The organism is Pseudahrensia aquimaris (assembly GCF_042676045.1).
GTDB lineage: Bacteria > Pseudomonadota > Alphaproteobacteria > Rhizobiales > Rhizobiaceae > Pseudahrensia > Pseudahrensia aquimaris.
The window spans coordinates 168,723-190,561 of sequence record NZ_JBHTJV010000003.1 but is presented as its reverse complement, the minus strand read 5'-3'; the positions used below and the strand labels follow the sequence as shown (position 1 = coordinate 190,561).

Here is a 21,839-nt window from a genome sequence, read left to right as displayed (position 1 = left end):
TTCGAAGTCGCGAGAAGAACAATTTCAACAACTGAATCTCAAATTCTGAGTGTAGTTCGCCGCAGTTTTTCTGTCTTAATGGCTTTCATGAAAAGAGCGATTCGCGAATCTTTGGTAAAACAAATTGACGACTTCTATGAAGTTGAAAAGATGTTGGCTTATGGCGTTCCAGAGTGGTTTGAAAATGGGCGGCGGTATGAGATGGCGGCGCATTGGCCAATATTGGAACCGGATGGCAGTAGTAGAGCGCACCTCGCCTTTCGCTCAAGTCGACTTAGCTCCCAAGAACCGAGCATTTCGGTCATATTTGCGGGTTACCCCTGTTACAGAATAGACCTCAAAAGAATTGAGGTCTGCGAAGCTAATCCATTGACCGTCCAGCATATCGGCGGGTTCGAAGCGCTCGTCTGTGGGTCTCATTGCCATCCTTGGGACGGGAATAGAACTCAAGTTTTGCATCAAAGAAATGGCGTTTGGGAATTGCCAGTCCGTAAGAACGTATCGCAAAGCACAAGACGCTTGCCGCAAGCGCTGGCAGTTTTAGCAGATTATGTTAGAATCAATTTAGATGGTGATCAAAGAAACTTTGACCTGCCAGAAAGAGGAGGCCTTTTTTCATGATTAGTTGCAATGACTTAAAGGCCCATCTTGGTCTCTTGATGACTTGTGAAAGCACCGATCAAGGCCTCTTGGTTTCTACAAGTTGCCTATACCCATCTTTTGAAATGGTGAAGGTTATCATTCGCTCACATGGCGATGGCTTCATTGTATCGGACGGAGGTGAAGGCTCTCAAATCGCACTTGCTCACGGTCAGTCAGACCACGAAATTAGCAAGCACTTCAAAAACGAGGCGCACCATTTTGGAGTTCATTACAACCGTTCCGAATGTTTCGCTCAAGTTGAGACTTCGGATTGGTTGGCGTCTGCCGTTTTAAGTGTGGCTAATGCAAGCTCTAATGCCTGTAAATCAGCCATTGAAAAAGCCCGAAAAGATGCAGAGATTGATGTAATCGGAAATTTGTTTGATCGTTTGCAGTTCGCGAAAGTTGGCGCTGATTTGGTAAAAGAGTTTGAAGCTACAGGACAAAGCGGGCGGCAATACAATGTCGATGTTGCCGCGATTCACGGCGATCAGCGTGTTTTTTTCGAGATTGTTGGATCGCATCAAAACTCGGTAAACTCAAAGTTTGTCATGTTTTCTGATGTCGGGCGGTCACCGGCAAATGAGAATGTTGCGGTTTATTCTGAGGCGTTGAATTTTCCCGACCAGGTCTTGCTGCAAACTGTTGCTATGATTGCGCCGCTGAATGGGATTGAGAGCATGGCGAAGAATCGGTTTCTCTCACATGGGTGAAAAATCTCAAATTGACAAATTCAGGGAGACTGCCCGCAAATTAGAAGCGGATGAATCGCCGGAAGCGTTTGAGCGTGCGCTGAAAAAGATTGCTCGTTCAAAGCCGACCGAAAAGCCAAAAAAGACCGAGAAGTAAGACGTAGGCCGAAACAGCCTGCAAGACCGCTCAAATCATTGGTTTGTCAAATACCATATCGCCTTTTATTTTGGCGGTATCGCGTACGTTCCAGTCGCATGGGCGATGATGTCGGTTTTGCCGTCTTTGGTGATCGTGCAGTCAAACACCATCAGCCGTTTGCCCATTTTCAATATCCGCGAGTCTGCAACCAAAAGCCCCGGTTCGGCTTTGCGCATGAAGTTTATGTTCAAATTGGTTGTAACCGTTAACGCCTCGCGGCCAAGGACTGAAAGCGCGCAGCAATAGCCGCCCATATCTGCAATTGCGAACAGGGTAGGGCCGGAGACAGTGCCACCGGCGCGGATGTGGCGGTGGTCTGTCTTGCTTTCGACAACCACACGGCCTGCCTCGATGGTGCGAACATTATACTGCGGCAATTGATCGATGATCTCGGGGTAAACCTCTGCAATATAGGCATTGAGTTCTTCGGGCGTGAAAACTGGCTTTTGCATGATTAAAGTGACAATTACGAACAGGTTGCGCCGAAATTGGCAACATTCTACGCATTGAGCAAGGACAACGACGAAGGCTGGCAGCGCGATGGCGGAAATTCTGAAAATCAAGACACCGCAAGACCTTGGTGCAGCGCCACTGGTTGTGCAGATGAAGGATGCCGGCGTGCTTCGCTTGGTGCTCAATAACCCGCCTGCCAACACGCTGTCTGAAGCGATGTTGGATGCGCTTGATGGAGCGCTAGCAGATGCGGCGCAAAACGGTGAAGTGAGGGTTATCATCATCGCCGCCAACGGCCACCTTTTCTGTGCTGGTCACGATTTGAAAGAACTTACCGCCCGCCGCAGCGACGACGACAAAGGCCGCGCGTATTTCAAAAGCCTGATGGAACGATGCGCGACTGTGATGCAGGCCATCGTCAACCATCCCAAACCTGTGATTGCCGAAGTTAACGGCCTCGCCACAGCGGCAGGTTGTCAGTTGGTCGCCTCCTGTGATTTGGCGATTGCCAGCGAAGACGCCGCATTTTGCACACCGGGCGTGCATATCGGATTGTTCTGCTCCACCCCGATGGTGGCGCTTTCCCGAACCGTTTTGCGCAAACACGCGATGGAAATGCTGCTAACGGGCGAGGCTATCACACCCAGCCACGCCCGCGAAATTGGGCTGGTGAACCGGGTTGTGCCTGTTGAGTACCTGGAAAAAATTACTCAGCAATATGCCGCCAACATCGCCAAAAAGTCTTCGTATACTCTGAAAGTAGGCAAGCAAGCCTTCTATGCGCAGGCTGAAGTGGGGCTCGCGGAGGCCTACGCTCTCACCGCCGAAGTCATGACCGAAAATATGATGGCGCAGGATGCGCAAGAGGGTATTGGAGCGTTTTTGGAGGATCGTTCGCCCGAATGGCAGGACGAATAATACGGTAGGTGAATTGACGTTACGGTAGGGACAAGTAGTCTTGACTTCTTACGAGAGTCGGCCCGGTTGCCGATTGTAATTTATAAGGAATACCCATGCGTTTTACTGTTACCGCCCTTCTGGCTTTTGCGATTTCGCTTGCCAGCCATATCATACCCACGAGCGCTGAAGCCGCGTCGACGGGTTGGATCAATGCCAATCAGCTGGAGACTTTCTCTAAAAGAGTGCTGCGGAGGGGATTCATTCCCACGTCAATCCGCTGCAAAAACCGGCCATCGCGCAGTTCAATCAATCGCCGCGACGTGCTGGTGAAGCTTGGCTATAGCCGCAACCGTAACGGCAAAAGATGGCGCTGGGCTTGGGGAACCACCGAAAAGCAGTTGCGCCCACGCTTGCGCCGCCAGGGCTGGAAATTGGTAAGCTCTAGCAGCTTCCGCCGCCCGTCCGGTCTGCGCGTGCCTTGTTCTATCTGGCACCGGTGAACGTGGTCGATCATGATCTATATGACGATGATTGGCTGAAGGGCATCCTTCAGAGCGTTAAATCGGTCGCGATCATCGGAGCGAGCGCCAATCAGGTGCGTCCATCTTTCTTCGTCGCCAAATACATGGCGACGAAGGGATACGATATTTTCCCCATCAATCCGGGGCAGGCGGGCAAGGAAATTGCGGGGGCAATGACTTACGCGAGCCTTGCCGACCTGCCGCAGCCACCCGATATGGTCGATATATTCCGCCGGGCAGAGGCACTCCCCGGAATTGTATCCGAAATCATGGCGCTGCCAGAATTGCCAAAAGTCGTCTGGCTGCAACTCGGTATCCGCGACGATGCCATCGCTGCTGCGTTGGAAATGGCGGGCATTCAGGTGGTCCAGAACCGCTGCCCCAAAATCGAATATGCCCGACTATGCGGTGAAATTGGCTGGACAGGCTTCAACCGCCGTACAATCTCCGCCAAGAAGCCGAAACTGAGCAAGGGTTTCCAGCATTTCGGCCTGAAGGATTGAGGGTCACGTCTTAGGGCGAACCTGCAAGGCAACCGGGCCGCGCACGCTTAAACCGCGTTTCCATTCCACGCCTCCCACAAGCTCAAACCCGCTGAAGCGCTGAAGCAAGCACTCAAATACCACCCGCATGTTCATCCGTGCGAGATTATTCCCCAAGCACAAATGTGCGCCCTGTCCGAAGGCCAGATGGCGGTTTGGTGTGCGTCGAATGTCGAACACGTCCGGTTGCGTAAACGCGGCAGCATCGCGGTTTGCACCGCCGTAAAGCAGGCCAAAAGTCGTGCCATTCTCGAAAACGCGCCCAGCCACTTCGATGTCTTGCGTCGCATGACGGTGAAAAAACGGCAGGGGCGGCTCGGTGCGGAATATTTCCTGAATCGCGCTCGGCAATTTCTCCGGTGCTGCCTTCAACTCTGTCCAAGCGTCCGGGTGGTCGATCAGCGTATTCATGCCCGAACCCAACACGTCAATGGTTGAACCGTGGCCTGCCATGAGGATCAACATGCAAGTGGAGATGAACTCGTCTTGGCTGTAGTGGCCTGCTTTTTTATCTTCCAGCATTTTGGAAATCAGATCGTAACGCGGCGCCTTTTCGCGCTCTCGCATCAGATCTTCGAGATAGTGATAGAATTCCCGCGTTGCCTTTTCCGCCTTGATTTTCAAAGCGTCACTGCGGTCCACATCGAAAAACTTCACAACCTGTTCAGACCATACCCGCAACTGCTCGGCATCTTCGCGTGGAGCGCCGAGCAGATAGCCGATGAGAAACCCTGGCACATGGACTGCAAAATCGTTGGTAAAGTCGAAGCTCTCGCGATGCTCCAACCCGTCCAGCAATTCGTTCACGAACGGGCGCACCACCGCATCCAAACCTTCAACCGCCATCGCGGTGAATGAGCCGAACACCAGTTTGCGCAAGCGCCTGTGAACTGGCCCGTCACTGTCGAGCAGCGAAAACTGCACCACCCGTTCGTGATAGGGCATGTCATGCCAGTTCGCCGCCCGCTGCGCCGTACGCAACTCTTCTTCCGACGCAAACCCCGTGAGCGATCGCACGCAGGCTGGATTGGTGGTAATCGCTACAACATCCGCATGGCGCGCAGCGATGTACATGCCGAGCTGCTCGAACCAAACCAACCCCTCGGCCTCCCTCAGTTTGGCGTAAAAGGCATAAGGGTTGGCCGCAAAAGCAGGCGACAGCGGGTCGAACTCAAGATTGCTCATAAAACGTCTTTGGCCTGCCTAACACACCCGCGTCCAGTGCATTGCAGCCCTCTGCGCAAAAATTGATTGCTTTACGGCGCGATCAGCGCAAATTTCTGCTCAAGGCACGTTCACCGTGACGAAATCTGCCCTTTGACCTTTGGTCCCGCCTGCGGGATAACCCTGCAATATTTCAAATTCTTGCAGCCTTTCGGAGCTTTCCATGAGCAACAACGAACCGGGTTTTGATACCCTTGCCATCCATGCCGGTGCCCAACCAGACCCTGCGACCGGCGCCCGCATAACGCCGATTTATCAAACAGCATCTTTTGTTTTTGATGACGTCGACCATGCCGCCAGCCTTTTTGGCTTGCAAGCCTTTGGCAACATCTACACCCGCATTACCAACCCGACGACGGCAGTACTCGAGGAGCGCTGCGCGGCGCTGGAAGGCGGCACGGCTGCCTTGGCCGTGGCTTCCGGCCATGCGGCGCAATTGCTCGTCATGCACGCGCTGATGATGCCGGGCGATGAATTCGTCGCTGCAAAAAAGCTCTACGGAGGCTCCATCAACCAGTTCGGCCAATCGTTCAAATCCTTCGGTTGGCAGGTTAATTGGGCCGATGGTTTGACACCGGCTGACTTTGAAAAGGCGATCACACCCAAAACCAAAGCTGTGTTCATCGAAAGCCTTGCCAACCCGGGTGGCGTTGTCATGGACATCAACGGCATCGCAGAAGTTTGCCGTAAGCACCACGTTCCGCTGATCGTCGATAACACGATGGCGACCCCATACCTGTGCCGCCCGATTGAACACGGCGCAGATATTATCGTTGGCTCGTTGACCAAGTTTATGGCCGGTCACGGCAATTCCATGGGTGGCTATATCGTGGATGGCGGCACGTTCGATTGGGGCAAGGACGACAAGTTTCCGATCCTGACCGAGCCGCGCCCTGAATATAACGACATGGTGCTGGCCGAAACATTCGGCAATTTCGCTTTCGCAATTGCCTGCCGTGTTCTTGGCCTGCGCGATCTCGGCCCGGCCATTTCGCCGTTTAACGCTTTCCAGATACTGACAGGGATCGAGACTCTCGCGCTTCGCATGCAGCGCCATTGCGACAATGCTCAGAAGGTTGCCGAATTCCTCGATGGCCACGACAAGGTCGAGTGGGTCTCCTATGCGGGCCTAAAGAAAGATCCGCACCACAAATTGCAGAAACAATATATGCCAAACGGTGCAGGGGGGGTGTTCACCTTCGGCGTAAAGGGGGGCTATGACGCTGGCGTGGCGATGGTGTCCAACGTTGAGATATTCTCGCATTTGGCGAATATCGGCGATACCCGTTCGCTGATCATTCATCCGGCTTCGACAACCCACCGCCAGCTCGACGCCCATCAGCAAAATGAAGCCGGCGCTGGTGCTGACGTTTTGCGTCTTTCCATCGGCATTGAAAATGCCGATGATCTGATCGCCGATCTTGCTCAGGCTTTGAAACAAATCTAAGCACCATGCCTCTGCCGATCACCACGCTCTACACTGCTATTACGATCTTCATGGTTGTAGGCTTGGCCTTGCGTGTGATCGGCTATCGGCGGCTCCAGCGCATCGCACTTGGTGATGGCGGACGCGAAGAATTGCAGAAGCGCATTTCTGCTCACTCCAACCTTACGGAAAACGCACCGTTCTTCATCATCGCATTGGGCTTGCTAGAGTGGCATGGGCTTGGCTCGATTTGGCTGCACGGAGCGGGCCTTACATGGCTCATCGCGCGTTTCCTGCATCCACTCGGCGTTGAGCGGCGGTATCCGAAAATTCCGCTACGGGTGATCAGCATGGGCCTTACACTCACGTTGCATATGTCGTCTTCACTGCTGCTTCTTTGGTTCGCTTGGCAGTCAATGTAGCTCTGCCAGATATCAGGCTATCAATTTTGCAACACATTTCCCCTATACTGGGCCGCATGAACTTTCGCGCGATCTTTCCATCTGTGTGTCTCTGCGCCGTGCTGGCATTGTCTGCTTGCACGACCACTGGCACTGATGCGCTAAGCCTTGAAAGCGTTTTGCCCTCGACCGAAACGCCCGACCAGCCCGGTGCGCGAAAACAGGGCGATTATCCCAACGTCAACAATGTCCCGCAGGGACAAACCAGCCAGATGACGACAAATGAAAAAGCGCAAATAAAGCGCGAACTGGCTCCAGCCGCCAATCGCAATCCACCGGCGCAACAGCAAGCGGTAACCCAAGGTTACAAGCGTGACGTGTCTGAAATGGAAAAACTGCTCGACTATCACGAGAAGCGCAAAGCAGAACCGGATTACGAATAAAGCTCCTTTGTTGCCAGCGCTGTTCAAAACGGGCATTTCGGGTGCACAAACAGACTCACCGCCGCACCCGGAAAACGCCTCATGACAACTGAACCGCAGCCAACCAACATGCCACCCTTGCGCTTGGGAATTGCAGGTCTTGGAACCGTGGGCGCTTCGCTAATCAAGGGGCTTAACTCACAGGCGGAAATGCTCGCAGACCGTTGCGGGCGCGAATTGCTCGTCACAGCAATCAACGCACGCGACCGAGGCCGTGACCGTGGCTTTGATTTATCGCCCTATTCATGGATCGATGATCCAATCTCATTGGCGACCAGTGATGATATTGACGTCTACGTGGAGTTGATGGGAGGCGAGGACGATCCCGCCTATTCATCCGTCAAAGCCGCTCTGGCGGCAGGCAAACACGTTGTAACAGCCAACAAGGCGCTGCTTGCCAAGCACGGCGTAGAACTCGCCGAGATTGCAGAAAGCAACGGAGTGCTGCTCAACTACGAAGCCGCAGTTGCCGGTGGCATTCCCATCATTAAAGTGATGCGCGAAAGCCTGACGGCTAACTGCGTAAGCCGCGTATTCGGCATTTTGAATGGCACGTGCAATTACATTCTTACCCGTATGGAAGCGGAAGGCATGTCGTTTGAGGAATGCCTCGCCGACGCTCAGCGACTTGGATATGCAGAAGCGGACCCGACTTTTGACATTGAAGGCAACGACACCGCCCACAAACTTGCCATCCTCACCAGTCTCGCTTTCGGCACCAAAATCGCGCCCGACGCGATCTATCTGGAAGGCATCACAGCAATAACCACTGAGGATATAGCTGCCGCCAAAGAGCTGGGCTATCGCATTAAACTACTGGGCGTCGCGACACGCACTGACAGCGGAGTGGAAAGCCGCGTTCATCCGGCCATGGTTCCACTCGGCTCCGCCATTGCTGAAATCGGTGGCGTCACCAATGCAGTCACCATCGAGGCTGATATGGTTGGCTCACTGATGATGTCTGGCCCCGGTGCAGGCGGAGAAGCGACTGCTTCTGCCGTGGCTGGCGACATTTGCGATATTGCCAAATCACGGCCCGGTTACCAGCACGGCCCAGCCTTGGGTCAACCCGCCGCAACCCTGTTGCCGCATACGCAAGCTGCCATGCAGGCCCACGAAGGCGGCTATTTCTTGCGCCTTCAGGTGGTCGACAAACCGGGTACAATGGCCTCCATCGCCACACGAATGGCGGAGCAGGACATTTCACTGGAATCCATCGTTCAGCGCCGGGCAAGAGGGGAAGACGGGCAAGCGCCAATTATCCTCATCACCCACGAATGCAGCGAACAGGAAATCCGTGACGCCCTAACGGCCATCAAGGGCGATGGTCGCTTGGTGGGTGAAGCGCAGATGATTCGGATTGAGAAGCTTTCCTAGCTTTCGTTCAACCCGGCCCCATCGTGATTTTGTAGTCCCGCGCCGCGCCGTTGATCTTGTAGAAGCCGCGATAGACCTTACCTTCCAGGGCAAGGTCCAAAACCGCCCCGGGGAAATTTTCGCCTTCATCGAAGCGAAAAATCATGCGGTTTGCGTCCCCGTCTGGTTCGTAATTGTCGCATTCCATCTGATGACAATAACGCACGATGAAGGGAATCGTGCGCGAAACGATCTGGATGCTGCTCATCGTGCCGTCTTCCCATTCGCCCACAAACCGAGGTTCTTCCTGCGCATAGGCGGGAGAAGCTAGAAGCAGAAGCAAGGCAGCAAGTCTATTCATGGATTGAGCCTAACAGAACGTGGCGATCACCGGGCCTCACATTTGCGTGCTAAATAGACGGGGGAGGAGGGCTGTGGCACGTTGCCTTTTTCAGTCGCTTCAACCAAAACCGCACTGAAACCAGTCAGCTACGGAAACTTCCCATGTCCACGCCCTCAAAACCCGAATCTGGCCATCTTGACCGTATGTTGACGATGGAAATGGCGCGCGTTGTAGAAGCGGCAGCCGTGGCTGCAGCACGCGAACGCGGAAAGGGGGACGAGAAAAAAGCAGATCAGGTAGCGGTGGATGCAATGCGATCCGAGCTGAACAACTTGCCCATCTCCGGCCGCATCGTGATTGGCGAAGGCGAACGCGATGAGGCTCCAATGCTTTATATCGGCGAGGAAGTAGGCCGCGGCGGACCAGAGGTTGATATCGCGCTTGATCCGCTCGAAGGCACTACGATATGCGCCAAGAATCAGCCCAATTCATTGGCCGTCATCGCTATCGCAGAGCGTGGCAAACTGCTTTACGCGCCCGATGTTTACATGAACAAGATTGCCATCGGCCCGGGATATCCCGCTGGCACAATCGACATTGATGCTTCGGTCACAGACAATCTAAACGCGATCGCCAAAGCCAAAGGCGTTCCCGTTGCGGAAATTTCCACCTGCGTGATGGACCGCCCGCGCCACGCCCAACTGATCGAAGAAATTCGTGGCTGCGGCGCTGCCGTGCGTCTTATTGGCGATGGGGATGTGGCCGGAATCATTCACACGACCGAGCCAGATGAGACGGGAATCGATCTCTACATGGGCATTGGCGGTGCGCCGGAGGGTGTGTTGGCTGCCGCAGCTTTGCGTTGCATGGGCGGACAGATGCAGGGTCGTTTGATTTTGGATACCGATGAAAAGATTGCCCGCGCCGCACGTATGGGAGTCAACGAGCCTGAAAAAGCTTATACGATGGAAGAAATGGCGCAGGGAGATGTTCTGTTCGCCGCCACCGGCGTAACAGATGGCAACATGCTCAAGGGCGTCAAGTTTGGCCGCACCTATATTGAAACCGATACTGTGTGCATGCGTTCTTCCACAGGCACTATCCGCTGGATCAAAGCGCGCCACGCGGTAAAGGAAAAATTTCTCTAAGTCTAACCTTCACTCTCCGGCTTCCATCCGATTGAGCGCCGCAGAAAGTGCATACCCAAAGTGATGAAAGCCGCGCGTTCCTTGGCGTCCTTGCCATATGAATGCCCGCCAGCATCCAATTCCAAATAACGCGCTTCTTGGCCCATCTCGATCAGTTTCGCCGCCATCTTACGGGCATGACCGGGGTGAACCCGGTCGTCGCGCCGCGTGGTGGCAATCATGATGGGCGGCATATCCTGTGATTGCGAGACTGTGTGATACGCGCTGATGTCTTTCAGAAACGCCCAATCCTCGGCCACGTCCGGATCACCGTATTCCGCAACCCAACTGGCACCGGCCAGCAGCTTTGAATAGCGTCGCATGTCGATGAGTGGAATTGTGCAAAAAAGCGCTCCAAAACGATCAGGATAGCGCGTCAACATGTTGGTGATCAGAATACCGCCGTTTGACCCGCCTTCAGCCGCGATGCGCTTGGAAACAGTCACACCGCGCTCGACCAGATCACGGGCAACCGCCGCGAAATCATCATGCGCCAGTCGCTTTTTCTCGCGCACGCCCGCTTGGTGCCAATCCGGCCCAAACTCGCCACCACCGCGAATGCAGGCGACTACAGCTGTTCCGCCTTTCTCAAGCCAGAGCTTGCCGATCTGGCTTCGGTAATTGGGAAGTTCGGAAACCTGAAATCCGCCATAGCCATACATATGCACAGGCGCATTACCGTCGCTCTGCGCAGGCCCAATTTGGAAATAGGGAACGTGGGTGCCGTCGTCCGATGTGGCTTCGTGACGTGTGCATACGAGGCCTGTTGTATCAAAGGCTGCCGATGAAGATTTTAGGCGCTCAGGCTTCTTGCTCGGCGCGATCAAATCCAAATACGGCGCATCGAGCGGGGAGGCAGCTTGCAGCAGCAATTCGGTGCCTGGCGCATCGCTTGTCGCGTCTAGCCGTCCCACAGATGCCGTGCCCACTTCAGGCAGACCTTTCAGCGATTGTGCATCCCATTGCGCGTCGCATCTGGTCAGAACGTCAATCCGCGGCTTGAGGTCGTCCAACATCGACAAAACCAAGGCGTCACCGTTCCAGAAATAATATTGCAGGGCCAAGCGTGCCTTCGGCTCGAAAACTGTGTCCCAATCTGGCGCTCCTGCCAAAAGTGCGGCAAGAGGGCAGGAGATCAGCGCACCGGCTGGAAACGTCTTGCCACCAGTTACCCAAGTCTCGTCCAGAGACACCAAAGCAGTGTCATCATGCACGTCGAAATCACATTTGAGCGGAAGGTCTAGCGCGGTGCGCACTTCGCTCTCATCTACAAACGTATAAGCGCGACGTTGAAAGTCTATCAGATCGACCAGGATCAATCGCGGCGAACCTGCGCTTCGGTCCACCGCCACAGTTCCCGCCATATGGTCCGTTGGAACGTCGAAAATCACCTGTGAGTCAGAGAAAGCCTTGCCGCGCGGCCATCTTCGCACCGTGCGGCCATAGCCTGAAGCCGATGCCATGTTTTCGCCTTGCGGCGAGCTGACCAGCAGCGTGTCCACGTCAAACCAGCTCACCCAATGCTTACCGGCGTCGAGCACAAAACCATCCGCGACGAATGTATTGGTTCTCAGATCAAACTCGCGCATCACAACGGCGTCGCCGCCACCGGGGGACAAAGCAATCAGGATTGTTGATTGGCTCTCGGAACCCCGCGTTGGGCCGTTCCAAACCCAATCTTGCCCTTCGTTTTGTGCCAACTCGTCGAGGTCCAGCACCGGCTCCCAATCGGGCTTGTCCGAACTGAAACTCTCCAGCGTTGTCCGGCGCCAAAGGCCGCGCACATTGTTTGCATCCTGCCAGAAATTGTAGATTAAGCCTTGGTGCCGCGTGATCATTGGCAGACGGTCTTCGCGCTCGAAAATTGCGGCCAATGCATCACGGTCGGCTGCAAACGCATCGCCTTCCAGCGCCGTGCGCGTGGTGGCGTTTTGATCTTCTACCCAAGCGATGGCCTTTTCGCCGTCTATCTCTTCCAGCCACAGATGGGGATCCTCGTCTGGGCTCTCCAGATCGGGCAGAAAGCGCTCACGCATCGGCGCGGCGCTCGGCAGAATAGGCAGGCGTGCTTTCCAGATAAGCGCGGATGTTGCGCAGGCGCGGGTAGGAGAGATATTCCACCAGCGGGTTCAGGCTCTTGCGCTTACGGGCGCCCATATCAGCAAGCAACTCGTCAAAATGCAGGAAATGGAACGGCGCAACACACAAGCCTTTGTCAGGCAGCGAAGCCGTGCGTTCCTCGTGACGCCATTTTTCCAGCGCCGCAATTTCTGCCTTCATGGTTGCGGCATCCGGCTGCTTCGCCAACTGATCATCGGCAAACCGCACCAGCCAATGAGCGACCATTTCGGACGTCAGCATCGTGGCGAAAGACGAGTTGAAGCCCACGAAGCCCAAGCCGGGCAGGTCAGGGTTCACCGCATGGCGAAACAATCGGTAGTCGCCCTGTGGCCCCACCAGTTTCGCTTTGACAGAGGGCGAAAGGAACGGCACATCCCGTTCCCAACCGATCGCTTCGACAACTAGGTCGGCCTCGACAGTTTCGCCGTTTTTCAGCGTTACCGAGCCTTCGTTGTAGCGAGCAACTTCCGTGCGAACGGGTTTAATTTTGCCGATCTCGATGCCCGTAAAAAAGTCGGGTGTGACAATCGGAAACGCGCAGGCGACCTGATTTTCGATGCCCTCTGTTGGCAGCATGTCGAATTTCTTCAGTCCCAATTGCGCCCTCAACACCATTTCCAGGCCGCGATAATTCGCCCAGGCGAGAGGCTTGGTCAGTTTTCCGACGACTTTGCCAAATCCAGACTTTCCCCATGGTTTCGAGAAATGTTCTTGCAACCGCATGAAAACCAGATGCTTAAAGTTGAGAAGACCCAAAACCTTGTAGGGCATACGCCAGACATCGCGGCGGTAAACCAATGTGACCTGCTTCGCGCCAGCCTTCCAAGCGTTCACGGCCACGTCGGTGCCGGATTTTGATGCCCCAACGACCACAACATTTTTGCCAGCCGCCAAGGCGTCATCAACATATTGGCTGGAATGAATGATCTGGCCACCGGCTTTGGTGAAATCAGACTCGCCGGGAGCATTGAGGCGTTTCGGATTAGAATACTGCCCAACGCACACAGCAACAAAATCAAATTTCAGCGTTTCGCGCTTGGGCTTGGCCTTTCCCTTGGGCGGGTGTTCAACCTCAACTGTCCAGCCGTCATCACCCTGATCGACTGACAAAACCTTGGTGTTGAACGAAAACGCGTGGGCAACATCGTGCTTTCGCGCATAATTGGTGAGGTACTTCTGCACTTGAGCGCCGCTCGGCCATTGCGGATAATCGTCCGGCATGGGCATGTCGGAGAATGCGTAAAGATCTTTATCCGATTGCGTGCGCACATTGGGGTAGGAGACGGACGCCTCCCAGACGCCGCCAAAATCGGGGCCGCGCTCGAAACCATGAATTTCGTGGCCTTTTTCGGCAAACGCCTTTGCGGCGGCAAGGCCGCTGACGCCTGCGCCGATGATGGCAACTTTCTTGCGATCTACAATTTTCATAACATTCGGGCCCCTGCTGAATTCTCAACGGGTTTACAGCGCGCTAGGCGTTGTTTTGCAAGGGCTTACAAGGTCGCGTCCTTAACAACGGAGGCGCCTATTCCAGTTCGATGATCTGAATTTTGCGGTCTTCAAAGCCCAGCGCAATATCGCCACGCTTCAAGTCGAGCGCATGTTTGCCGAAAAGCTCGTATCGCCAGCCTTTCAGCGCCGCCACATCCGCATCGTCGCTCGCTGCGATTTTTTCCAGCTCGTCAGCGGTGGCAATCACTTTGCCCGCAACTTGGTTTTGTTCTGCGATCACTTTCAACAGCGTCTTCAGCAGTTCTGTTGCAGCGCCCGTTCCTTCCGGCGAACGCGACGGACGAGGCACAACTGGCAAGTCTTCCTTCGGTGTCGAAAGCCCGGCCTCTATAGCCTCCAGCAGACCTTCCGCATGGCGTGAATTTTCAAACCCGCGGGGCAGGGCGCGCAAACGCGACAAGGCTTTCTGGTCTTTTGGATGCTGCTGCGCGACTTCGTAGATTGCATCATCTTTGATGACACGTCCTCGCGGAATGTTGCGCTCCCGCGCTTCCTCCTCGCGCCAGCGTGCAACGCTTTGCATAACGGCTAAATCAATGGGTTTGCGCACCCGCATTTTCAGCCGCGTCCACGCCTTTTCGACGGGCAGATCATACGTTTCTGGATTGGTGAGGATCTTCATCTCCTCGGCGACCCAGTGTTCGCGCTTCTGTTTTTCCAATCGTTCTTTGAGGTGCTCATACACATCGCGCAGGAAGGTGACGTCGGCCAGCGCGTAATCCAGCTGTTTCTCCGAAAGCGGGCGATGCGACCAGTCGGTAAACCGCGAAGACTTGTCGATCTGCGCGTTGCAGATTTTCGACACCAGCATGTTGTAGGCGATTGAGTCGCCATAGCCGCAAACCATTGCTGCCACCTGCGTGTCAAAAATCGGCTCCGGCACAAGGCCAGCCAGATTGTAGACGATTTCCACATCCTGCCGTGCTGCGTGAAACACCTTCACCACATCGGGGTCGGCCATAAGATCGAAGAAAGGTGCAAGGTCGATGCCCTCGGCCATAGGGTCGATGATCGCTTCATCGTCAGGCGTGGCGACTTGTATAAGGCATAGGATTGGCCAAAAGGTCGTTTCGCGCAGAAATTCGGTGTCGACCGTAACGTAATCGTGCCGCGCCATTTCGCTGCACAATTGGGCCAGATCTTCGGTTGTGGAAACAATTTTCATGCGCGCTCTTATACTGTAGTGGCGCGAAAAACCAGACAGCCGATGCCTTACGCTTTGTCGCGGTTGCGGGTGAGTTTCTGCATAAATGGTGACGTGCGCACCAGCATAGTGAAGCGCCCGCGCCGCGCATCGGGCACAGCATCGCGCGCCCGCATCCGAAACAGCGTGGCGACAACAAGCGTACCGTGAATGACGCTGGTGAAGACAAACAGCGATTCCGGCCCGAAAGCTCCAAGCATGATTGACGAGACCGGCGGGCCAACGATGGCGCCAATACCGTAGAAAAACATCAACCCCGCCGCGAGCAGAACATATTGGCCTTGCTCAGCACGGTCATTGGCGTGCGCGGCTGAGAGCGAATAAAGCGGCAGCGAGAACGCGCCGAAAGCGAAGATGCCGACATAAACCAGCAGCACGTTTTTGCCTGCAACCACGGAGAGGAACATTCCGGCTGCGACTGCGCCCAAAGTTGCGAAAATCAATATCCACCGCCGGTCATATTTGTCGGACAACGTGCCAAGCGGATATTGCAACACCGCGCCGCCAACCACGCCGAGCGATATGAAAGTGGCAATATCGGTCAGGTCCAGCCCAATCGCTTCGCCGTAAAGCGGCCCAACAAAGCGGAAAGCGCTGTTCGTCATCCCGATGGCAACACAACCAGCGCAGGCCAGCGGCGATATAATCCAGATGGCCTTGATGTCGAATTTGAAGATCTCGGGCGGCTTCGGGTTTGAGCGGTCGCCTATGGCCACTGGAACGAGCGAAAGGCAGATCATCATCGCCATGATGCCGAACAACGTGAAGCCTTCAGTGCCGAATATGGGCAGCATGAACTGTGCGCCAGAGACCACGAGAATATCGACAATCCGGTACACAGCCAAGATCTTGCCACGCACCTCGTTGCGCACGCCAGTGTTCAGCCAACTTTCGATTGTGGTGAACAGGCCGGAAAAGCAAAAGCCGGTGACAGCGCGCATAACCAGCCAATTATACGGATCGGCCTTCATCGCCATCACAAGCGTTGCTGACGCGGCCAGAGCAGCAAGGGCTGCAAATGTTCGAATATGCCCAACAGATCGCAAAATACGCGGCACGACAATGCAGCCGAGGAGGAAGCCCACAAAGTTGGTGGTGCCCATCCAGCCGATTTGGGCAGCACTCATACCCTCCTGAACGCCTTTGACGGCGATTAAAGTGGAAAACAGGCCGTTGCCCGCCAGCAAGATGCCGGCAGCGAAAAGCAGGGGGATGAATGGGCGCAGCGCCAGCATGGGAAATCAGCAATGATGCAAATCAAGTGTCACCAGCCTGCGCCTCATTTTTGCGCCTGTCCATGAAGATTACGACACCTACCCCGCAAAAGCCGCCTTTGAGGCCGCGCTATAGCCCTCTAACCTTGACAATTCTGTGCCCCCGTGGCCAAAGGCGCATCGAGTTTCGCGGCCTTTTTCGTCTTTGCGTGCGCCGCCAGTTTCACCCGTTTTTCCGGCCTCTCATGGCCGCGTTTTTCACGAAGGCCATCCACGATGCACCGCTACCGCAGCCATACTTGTGCGCAACTTCGCAAATCCGATGTCGGCACCACCACGCGCCTTTCCGGCTGGGTCCACCGCGTCCGCGACCACGGCGGGGTGCTGTTCATCGACCTGCGCGACCACTACGGCATCACGCAGGTTGTGATTGATCCTGACTCAAAGGATTTCGCTACCGCTGAAGCCGTGCGATCTGAGTGGGTTATTCGCCTTGATGGTGACGTGAAGGCCCGCAGCGAAGACACCGTGAACAAGGATCTTCCGACTGGCGAAATCGAAGTGTATGCCCGCGAAATCGAAGTGCTGTCGAAAGCTGCCGAACTCCCCATGCCGGTGTTTGGTGAGCAGGAATACCCCGAAGACGTGCGCCTGAAATACCGCTTTCTCGATCTGCGCCGCGAGACGCTGCACAACAACATCATGAAGCGTCAGGCGATCATTGCCGATATGCGCAAGCGTATGAACGATGCTGCCTTCTTCGAGTTCTCCACGCCCATTCTCACAGCATCCTCTCCCGAAGGCGCAAGAGACTTTCTGGTGCCGAGCCGCATCCATCCGGGCCAGTTCTACGCGCTCCCACAGGCACCACAGCAATATAAGCAGCTAATCATGATGTCCGGTTTCGACCGCTATTTCCAAATCGCACCATGCTTCCGTGATGAAGACCCGCGCGCAGATCGTCTCCCGGGCGAATTCTATCAGCTCGATCTGGAGATGAGCTTTGTCGAGCAAGAAGACGTATTGACCACAATGGAACCTGTCATAACGGAGGTTTTTGAAGCCTTTGCTGATGGCAAAAAGGTATCCAGAAACTGGCCACGCATCGCCTATAAAGACGCCATCCGCAAATACGGCTCCGACAAACCGGATCTGCGCAACCCGATTGAGATGCAGGACGTATCCGATCATTTCCGCGGCGGCGGCTTTGGCGTGTTTGCGGGCATTCTGGACGCCGATCCCAAACACGAAGTCTGGGCGATCCCTGTTAAAGGCGCAGGCTCGCGCAAACACTGCGACCGAATGAATTCATGGGCGCAAGGCGAGGGCCAGCCAGGCATGGGCTATATTTTCTGGCGCGAGCTAGAGGGTAAATTTGATGCTGCTGGACCGATTGCTAAAAACATCGGTCCAGAGCGCACAGAAGCCATGCGCGAACAGCTTGGTCTGGAACTCGGCGATGCCGTGTTCTTCGCCGCTGGAGACCCTGCCAAATTCGCATCCTTCGCAGGTGCCGCCCGCACGAAAGCTGCGGAAGAAGCGGGCCTGATCAACGAAGACGCTTTCGAATTCTGCTGGATTGTCGACTTCCCGTTTTATGAATGGGACGAAGACAACAAGAAGGTGGATTTCGGCCACAACCCATTCTCCATGCCCAAAGGCGGGCTGGAAGCGCTGGAAAACCAAGACCCGCTGACCATCGATGCGATGCAATACGACATGGTCTGCAACGGTTTCGAGATTGCCTCAGGCGGCATCCGCAACCATCTGCCGGAAGTGATGGTTAAAGCGTTTGAAATGACCGGTCTGGATCAGGCAACCGTCGAAGAGCGCTTCGGCGGCCTCTACCGCGCCTTCCAATACGGCGCACCACCCCATGGCGGCATGGCCGCAGGCGTGGACCGTATCGTGATGCTGCTGTGCGGCGCCAAAAACCTGCGCGAAATCACCATGTTCCCCATGAACCAGCAGGCCAAAGACCTGCTCATGGGCGCACCCGGCGATGTGGACAAACAGCAGCTCAAAGACCTGCACCTGAAGCTAAACCTGCCGAAGGAATGAGTTTGCGGCATTGCGCCGTTCAAAACTTTCCCGCTCCTGTTTCTTTTGCCTCAAGGGCTGCTAGGCTCACGCCTTCAGCTTTAATGGGAGAGAGAACATGTCAGGATTTTTCAGGAAAACGGGCGCGGCGTTGGTGATGAGCGTGATGATTGCACCCGCTTCATGGGCGGAAAACCGCATCGACGGTCAACGCCCGGACGCGCCGGAACTGGCGGCTTATGGCGATCTAGCCGTAGGCGTGCGCGAAATATCGATCACCAATCCGGGACAGATCGACATCGTCAAAATTGATCCGAAAGCCCCGAAGCCCGAAACTCTTCCGACCTATGACCGCACGCTGACGCTGGAAGTCTGGTACCCCGCAGCGCAGGGCGCGAGCGGAGATACGGCGCTGAAAGCCTATCTGCGCGACGCGACCACAGAAGTGGAATTGCAGGGCAAGGCCGTGCGCGATGCCGCACCTGCTGATGGAACCTATCCACTCGTCATCATTTCCCACGGCTACCCCGGTAACCGTTTCTTGCTGTCCCACTTGGCCGAGAATCTGGCATCAAAAGGCTACGTAGTCGCTTCCATTGACCATCTGGATTCCACCTACCGCACGCAGGCCGCATTTGGCTCTACCCTCGTGAACCGCTCGTTCGATCAGCTGTTCACGCTCAACGAAATGGATCGTTTGTCGAAAGACGCAAATTCATTCCTCAATGGCAAAGTCGATGCGTCTAACGCTGGTATCATCGGCTATTCCATGGGCGGCTACGGCGCTGTCATCACGGCAGGCGGCGGCGTGACTCAGAAATCCATCGACTATCCCTGGGGCGCACCGCACGGCACATTGGCGGTTCACAAGGGCGGCTCTGAGACACATAACGCGCTGCCCGATCCCCGCATCAAAACAGCAATTTCCATCGCGCCTTGGGGGCGGCAGTTGGAGTTTTGGGATGCAGAAACACTCAAGGGCGTGAAAATCCCCATGATGTTTGTTGCCGGTTCCGTAGACGATGTATCCGGCTACGAGAATGGCATTCGCGCGATATGGGAGCAGACTGTTAATGTAGACCGTTCGCTGCTGACATTCGAAAACGCCAATCACAACGCTGGCGCGCCCATGCCCGCGCCGAGGGAAGCCTATCGCTTTGATGAAAAACTGGGCTTCAACGTCTCTGATCACTACACGGATGCGGTTTGGGACAACGTCCGAATGAACAACATCACCCAGCATTTCGCCACCGCCTGGATGGGCAAACACCTCAAGGGCGACGCGAAGATGGACCCTTATCTAGTCCTCACCCCCGTTGCCAATGAAAGCGTGTGGGCGAAAGAGAAGGATGGCACTGTGAAGCCTGAACACACCCATTGGGAAGGCTTTCCGAACCGCACGGCCAAGGGCTTGCGCTTTGAGATGCTGAAGGCCGGTCAATAAGCCACAATAAGCGGGTAGGGCACTTATGCTGACATTTCTATCCGCGCTGCTGCTCATCTTGGGCACGCCAGGGCCAGGCGTTCTATCTTTGGCGGGCGTCGGCTCCGCGTTTGGCTATGGGCCAGGCTGGCGCTATGGCTTCGGCCTGTTCGTAGGCTCAAACATGGTGATGCTGGCAGCGGCGCTTGGGCTAGCGGCATTGTTTGTAACCAACGAAAGCTTCCGTCTGGTCTTCACGGTGCTTTCGACGGCTTACCTTTGCTATCTCGCGGCTAAAATCGCATTCGCAGGCTCCAAGATCGCCTTTATCGAGGCAACAACGCCGCCGGGATTTTGGGGTGCCATCGCGCTGCAGGTTATCAATCCGAAAGCCTACGCGGTTGGCACTTTTGTGTTTTCGAACTTTCCCATTTGGCCGGAGAGTCTGTTGACCGAAATCATCATCAAGTTCGTGTTGCTCAATGCGGTCTGGATACCCATCCACATCATCTGGCTCGCGGCCGGCGTGAGCCTTAACAGCCTTGATCTCGCGCCTAAGACCCAACGGGTCATCAACATCGCCATGGCTTTGGCCATGATGGCCGTTGTCGGCCTTGCCATGTGGACGAATTTTTATCGCTGATGCAGAGAGCAAAAAGGGGCACGGCAAATGCCGCACCCCTCTCAACGCAAGTGTATTTTGAGGCGGCCTATTCGGCCGTGACCTTGACGTTCAACATATCAACTAAGCCCTTAGGATTGGCGGCACCGCCGACTAACTCCATCACAGGGGTGGGTTTCTCGGGCGCAGCGGTGACGCTCAGCGTGCCTGGATTTTGCAGGAATTTTCCAACCGCAGCCTGAACCATCTGCGTGAATTCCGGCATCTGCAATTGCGCCATGCCCATGCCAATCATCAGCGGTGCGCCAGCGGCTAATTGTTCTGGCGGCTGCTGCATCTGCTTCGATGCCATTTCCAACGCGCGCTTGGTGACTGAATCGTCTTTGAACGAAATCGCAAGATTGTGAATTGTCACGTTGCTCAATTGCTGCATCGCTGCTTCGTCGCTTCCGCCAGCGCCGACACTCTTTTGCATCGCCAACACGTTTTCCGATGAGTAACCGCCAATTTTCATTGGCATGGAAATTGTTCCCACGTCAGCGATCGAATAGTCGTGCTTGCTCACGTCGATAATGCCGGTTTCCGTATTCCACACGCCCTGCATGTTGGTGGAAACAGTGAAATTCGTGCCATAACCAAGCGCTTCAAGCGTCTGCTTGAACTGCGGATCGGGTGCCATACTGACATCAATCATCGAATCCGCCAGCGTCATGGCAAATGTCAGCGGGGCGGTGGGCGAGAAATCCGAAAGCGTGATCGACATATCACCCAGTTTGGCAACGACATTGCCTTGGTTGGTCACTTGTCCGCCAGTCGCCAGAAAGCTGTTATAAAACGCCATCTGTTCCAGCGAGCGTGTCTCGCCTTCTTTGGGAATGCGAAGCCCTTCCATCACAGCCTTGTCGAAGGTGACAACAACTTCATTTTCGCCCGACACAATACTATCAACGGTGATCGTATCAATTTTCACCGAGCCGTCAGACGCTTCGCTTACGCCGTCGAATGTAAGCGTTTCGGACTTGATCGGCGCCATGCCTTCAAAAGTCCACGTGGCACCTTTGACAGTGAATCCGTCACTGCTTGCATCAACGCTTTCATAGGCAAATTTCTGCCCTTGGGTTTCAGCCAGCGCTGTATAGCGTTCCAGCAAATTGGTCGCGTCGAAGGCGAATGCCTGCGAGGAAAGACCGCTCACGCTGAGGGCAAGTGAAAGTGCGAGGGCTTTGGTGGAGAAGCGAGGCATCGTCATAGTGTGTCCTTTGCGGGTGGCGCTCACAGCGCATCATGTTCAGTAAATCGATGGTCAAGAAGTTAGTCCATACTAAGACGCAGTTC

General features: G+C 55.1%; 20 protein-coding genes. 12 read left to right on the top strand and 8 right to left on the bottom strand.

The annotated features are described in order from the left end of the window. Nucleotides 1-78: 78 nt before the first annotated feature. Nucleotides 79-621: a hypothetical protein gene (locus tag ACFQ14_RS04425; protein ID WP_377211492.1), complete on the top strand. Its 543-nt coding sequence runs from the start codon at nt 79-81 to the stop codon at nt 619-621. Next, nucleotides 618-1,355: a hypothetical protein gene (locus ACFQ14_RS04420; protein ID WP_377211491.1), complete on the top strand. Its 738-nt coding sequence runs from the start codon at nt 618-620 to the stop codon at nt 1,353-1,355. The genes ACFQ14_RS04425 and ACFQ14_RS04420 overlap by 4 nt, the downstream gene beginning before the upstream one ends. Before the next feature lie 201 nt (nt 1,356-1,556). Here ACFQ14_RS04420 and ACFQ14_RS04415 read toward each other — a convergent pair whose 3' ends face one another. Beyond that, entirely contained in the window at nt 1,557-1,985 is a 429-nt protein-coding gene (locus tag ACFQ14_RS04415) for a PaaI family thioesterase (RefSeq protein ID WP_377211490.1), read from the bottom strand. 88 nt (nt 1,986-2,073) lie between these two features. On the opposite strand from ACFQ14_RS04415, the gene ACFQ14_RS04410 reads away from it, so the two are divergent. Together ACFQ14_RS04410 and ACFQ14_RS04405 are read left to right on the top strand one after the other, a co-directional pair. Further along, nucleotides 2,074-2,904: an enoyl-CoA hydratase gene (locus tag ACFQ14_RS04410; RefSeq protein ID WP_377211489.1), complete on the top strand. Its 831-nt coding sequence runs from the start codon at nt 2,074-2,076 to the stop codon at nt 2,902-2,904. Between the two features lie 460 nt (nt 2,905-3,364). Next, the gene (locus tag ACFQ14_RS04405; protein WP_377211488.1) at nt 3,365-3,910 is read left to right on the top strand and encodes a CoA-binding protein; all 546 of its coding nucleotides are present in this window, start codon (nt 3,365-3,367) and stop codon (nt 3,908-3,910) included. Between the two features lie 3 nt (nt 3,911-3,913). Here the strand turns inward: ACFQ14_RS04405 and ACFQ14_RS04400 are convergent, their stop codons facing one another. Continuing rightward, nucleotides 3,914-5,134, bottom strand: a complete 1,221-nt coding sequence (locus ACFQ14_RS04400) for a cytochrome P450 (RefSeq protein WP_377211487.1) — start codon at nt 5,132-5,134, stop codon at nt 3,914-3,916. A 202-nt stretch (nt 5,135-5,336) separates the two neighbouring features. On the opposite strand from ACFQ14_RS04400, the gene ACFQ14_RS04395 reads away from it, so the two are divergent. The 4 genes from ACFQ14_RS04395 to ACFQ14_RS04380 all read left to right on the top strand — a co-directional run bounded on the left by ACFQ14_RS04395 (nt 5,337) and on the right by ACFQ14_RS04380 (nt 8,859). Beyond that, nucleotides 5,337-6,620, top strand: coding sequence for an O-acetylhomoserine aminocarboxypropyltransferase (locus tag ACFQ14_RS04395; protein WP_377211486.1), 1,284 nt, complete (start codon nt 5,337-5,339; stop codon nt 6,618-6,620). 5 nt (nt 6,621-6,625) lie between these two features. Continuing rightward, nucleotides 6,626-7,021, top strand: coding sequence for an MAPEG family protein (locus ACFQ14_RS04390; protein ID WP_377211485.1), 396 nt, complete (start codon nt 6,626-6,628; stop codon nt 7,019-7,021). Between the two features lie 26 nt (nt 7,022-7,047). Further along, nucleotides 7,048-7,443: a hypothetical protein gene (locus ACFQ14_RS04385; RefSeq protein ID WP_377211484.1), complete on the top strand. Its 396-nt coding sequence runs from the start codon at nt 7,048-7,050 to the stop codon at nt 7,441-7,443. A 108-nt stretch (nt 7,444-7,551) separates the two neighbouring features. Continuing rightward, a complete protein-coding gene (locus ACFQ14_RS04380; protein ID WP_377212072.1) occupies nt 7,552-8,859 on the top strand; it encodes a homoserine dehydrogenase in 1,308 nt (435 codons plus the stop codon). 7 nt (nt 8,860-8,866) lie between these two features. On the opposite strand, the gene ACFQ14_RS04375 is transcribed toward ACFQ14_RS04380, so the two are convergent. Further along, nucleotides 8,867-9,199 (bottom strand): hypothetical protein, encoded by a 333-nt coding sequence (locus ACFQ14_RS04375; protein WP_377211483.1) that lies wholly within the window; start codon nt 9,197-9,199, stop codon nt 8,867-8,869. Between the two features lie 143 nt (nt 9,200-9,342). On the opposite strand from ACFQ14_RS04375, the gene glpX reads away from it, so the two are divergent. After that, the gene (gene glpX, locus ACFQ14_RS04370; RefSeq protein ID WP_377211482.1) at nt 9,343-10,329 is read left to right on the top strand and encodes a class II fructose-bisphosphatase; all 987 of its coding nucleotides are present in this window, start codon (nt 9,343-9,345) and stop codon (nt 10,327-10,329) included. A 2-nt stretch (nt 10,330-10,331) separates the two neighbouring features. Here glpX and ACFQ14_RS04365 read toward each other — a convergent pair whose 3' ends face one another. From ACFQ14_RS04365 to ACFQ14_RS04350, 4 genes are all read right to left on the bottom strand, one after another. Beyond that, nucleotides 10,332-12,404 carry a prolyl oligopeptidase family serine peptidase gene (locus tag ACFQ14_RS04365; protein ID WP_377211481.1) on the bottom strand — a complete coding sequence of 691 codons (2,073 nt, stop codon included), beginning with the start codon at nt 12,402-12,404 and terminating at the stop codon, nt 10,332-10,334. After that, the gene (locus ACFQ14_RS04360; protein ID WP_377211480.1) at nt 12,397-13,917 is read right to left on the bottom strand and encodes a flavin-containing monooxygenase; all 1,521 of its coding nucleotides are present in this window, start codon (nt 13,915-13,917) and stop codon (nt 12,397-12,399) included. The genes ACFQ14_RS04365 and ACFQ14_RS04360 overlap by 8 nt, the downstream gene beginning before the upstream one ends. A gap of 97 nt (nt 13,918-14,014) precedes the next feature. Beyond that, a complete protein-coding gene (gene rnd, locus ACFQ14_RS04355; RefSeq protein ID WP_377212071.1) occupies nt 14,015-15,160 on the bottom strand; it encodes a ribonuclease D in 1,146 nt (381 codons plus the stop codon). A 53-nt stretch (nt 15,161-15,213) separates the two neighbouring features. After that, on the bottom strand, nt 15,214-16,440 hold the full coding sequence (locus ACFQ14_RS04350; protein ID WP_377211479.1) for an MFS transporter: 1,227 nt from the start codon (nt 16,438-16,440) through the stop codon (nt 15,214-15,216). A 255-nt stretch (nt 16,441-16,695) separates the two neighbouring features. On the opposite strand from ACFQ14_RS04350, the gene aspS reads away from it, so the two are divergent. From aspS to ACFQ14_RS04335, 3 genes are all read left to right on the top strand, one after another. Continuing rightward, on the top strand, nt 16,696-18,480 hold the full coding sequence (gene aspS / locus ACFQ14_RS04345; protein ID WP_377211478.1) for an aspartate--tRNA ligase: 1,785 nt from the start codon (nt 16,696-16,698) through the stop codon (nt 18,478-18,480). A 97-nt stretch (nt 18,481-18,577) separates the two neighbouring features. Beyond that, entirely contained in the window at nt 18,578-19,903 is a 1,326-nt protein-coding gene (locus ACFQ14_RS04340) for an alpha/beta hydrolase family protein (RefSeq protein ID WP_377211477.1), read from the top strand. A gap of 25 nt (nt 19,904-19,928) precedes the next feature. Continuing rightward, on the top strand, nt 19,929-20,525 hold the full coding sequence (locus ACFQ14_RS04335; RefSeq protein WP_377211476.1) for a LysE family translocator: 597 nt from the start codon (nt 19,929-19,931) through the stop codon (nt 20,523-20,525). Between the two features lie 67 nt (nt 20,526-20,592). Here ACFQ14_RS04335 and ACFQ14_RS04330 read toward each other — a convergent pair whose 3' ends face one another. Continuing rightward, nucleotides 20,593-21,753, bottom strand: coding sequence for a hypothetical protein (locus ACFQ14_RS04330; RefSeq protein WP_377211475.1), 1,161 nt, complete (start codon nt 21,751-21,753; stop codon nt 20,593-20,595). Nucleotides 21,754-21,839 lie beyond the last annotated feature (86 nt).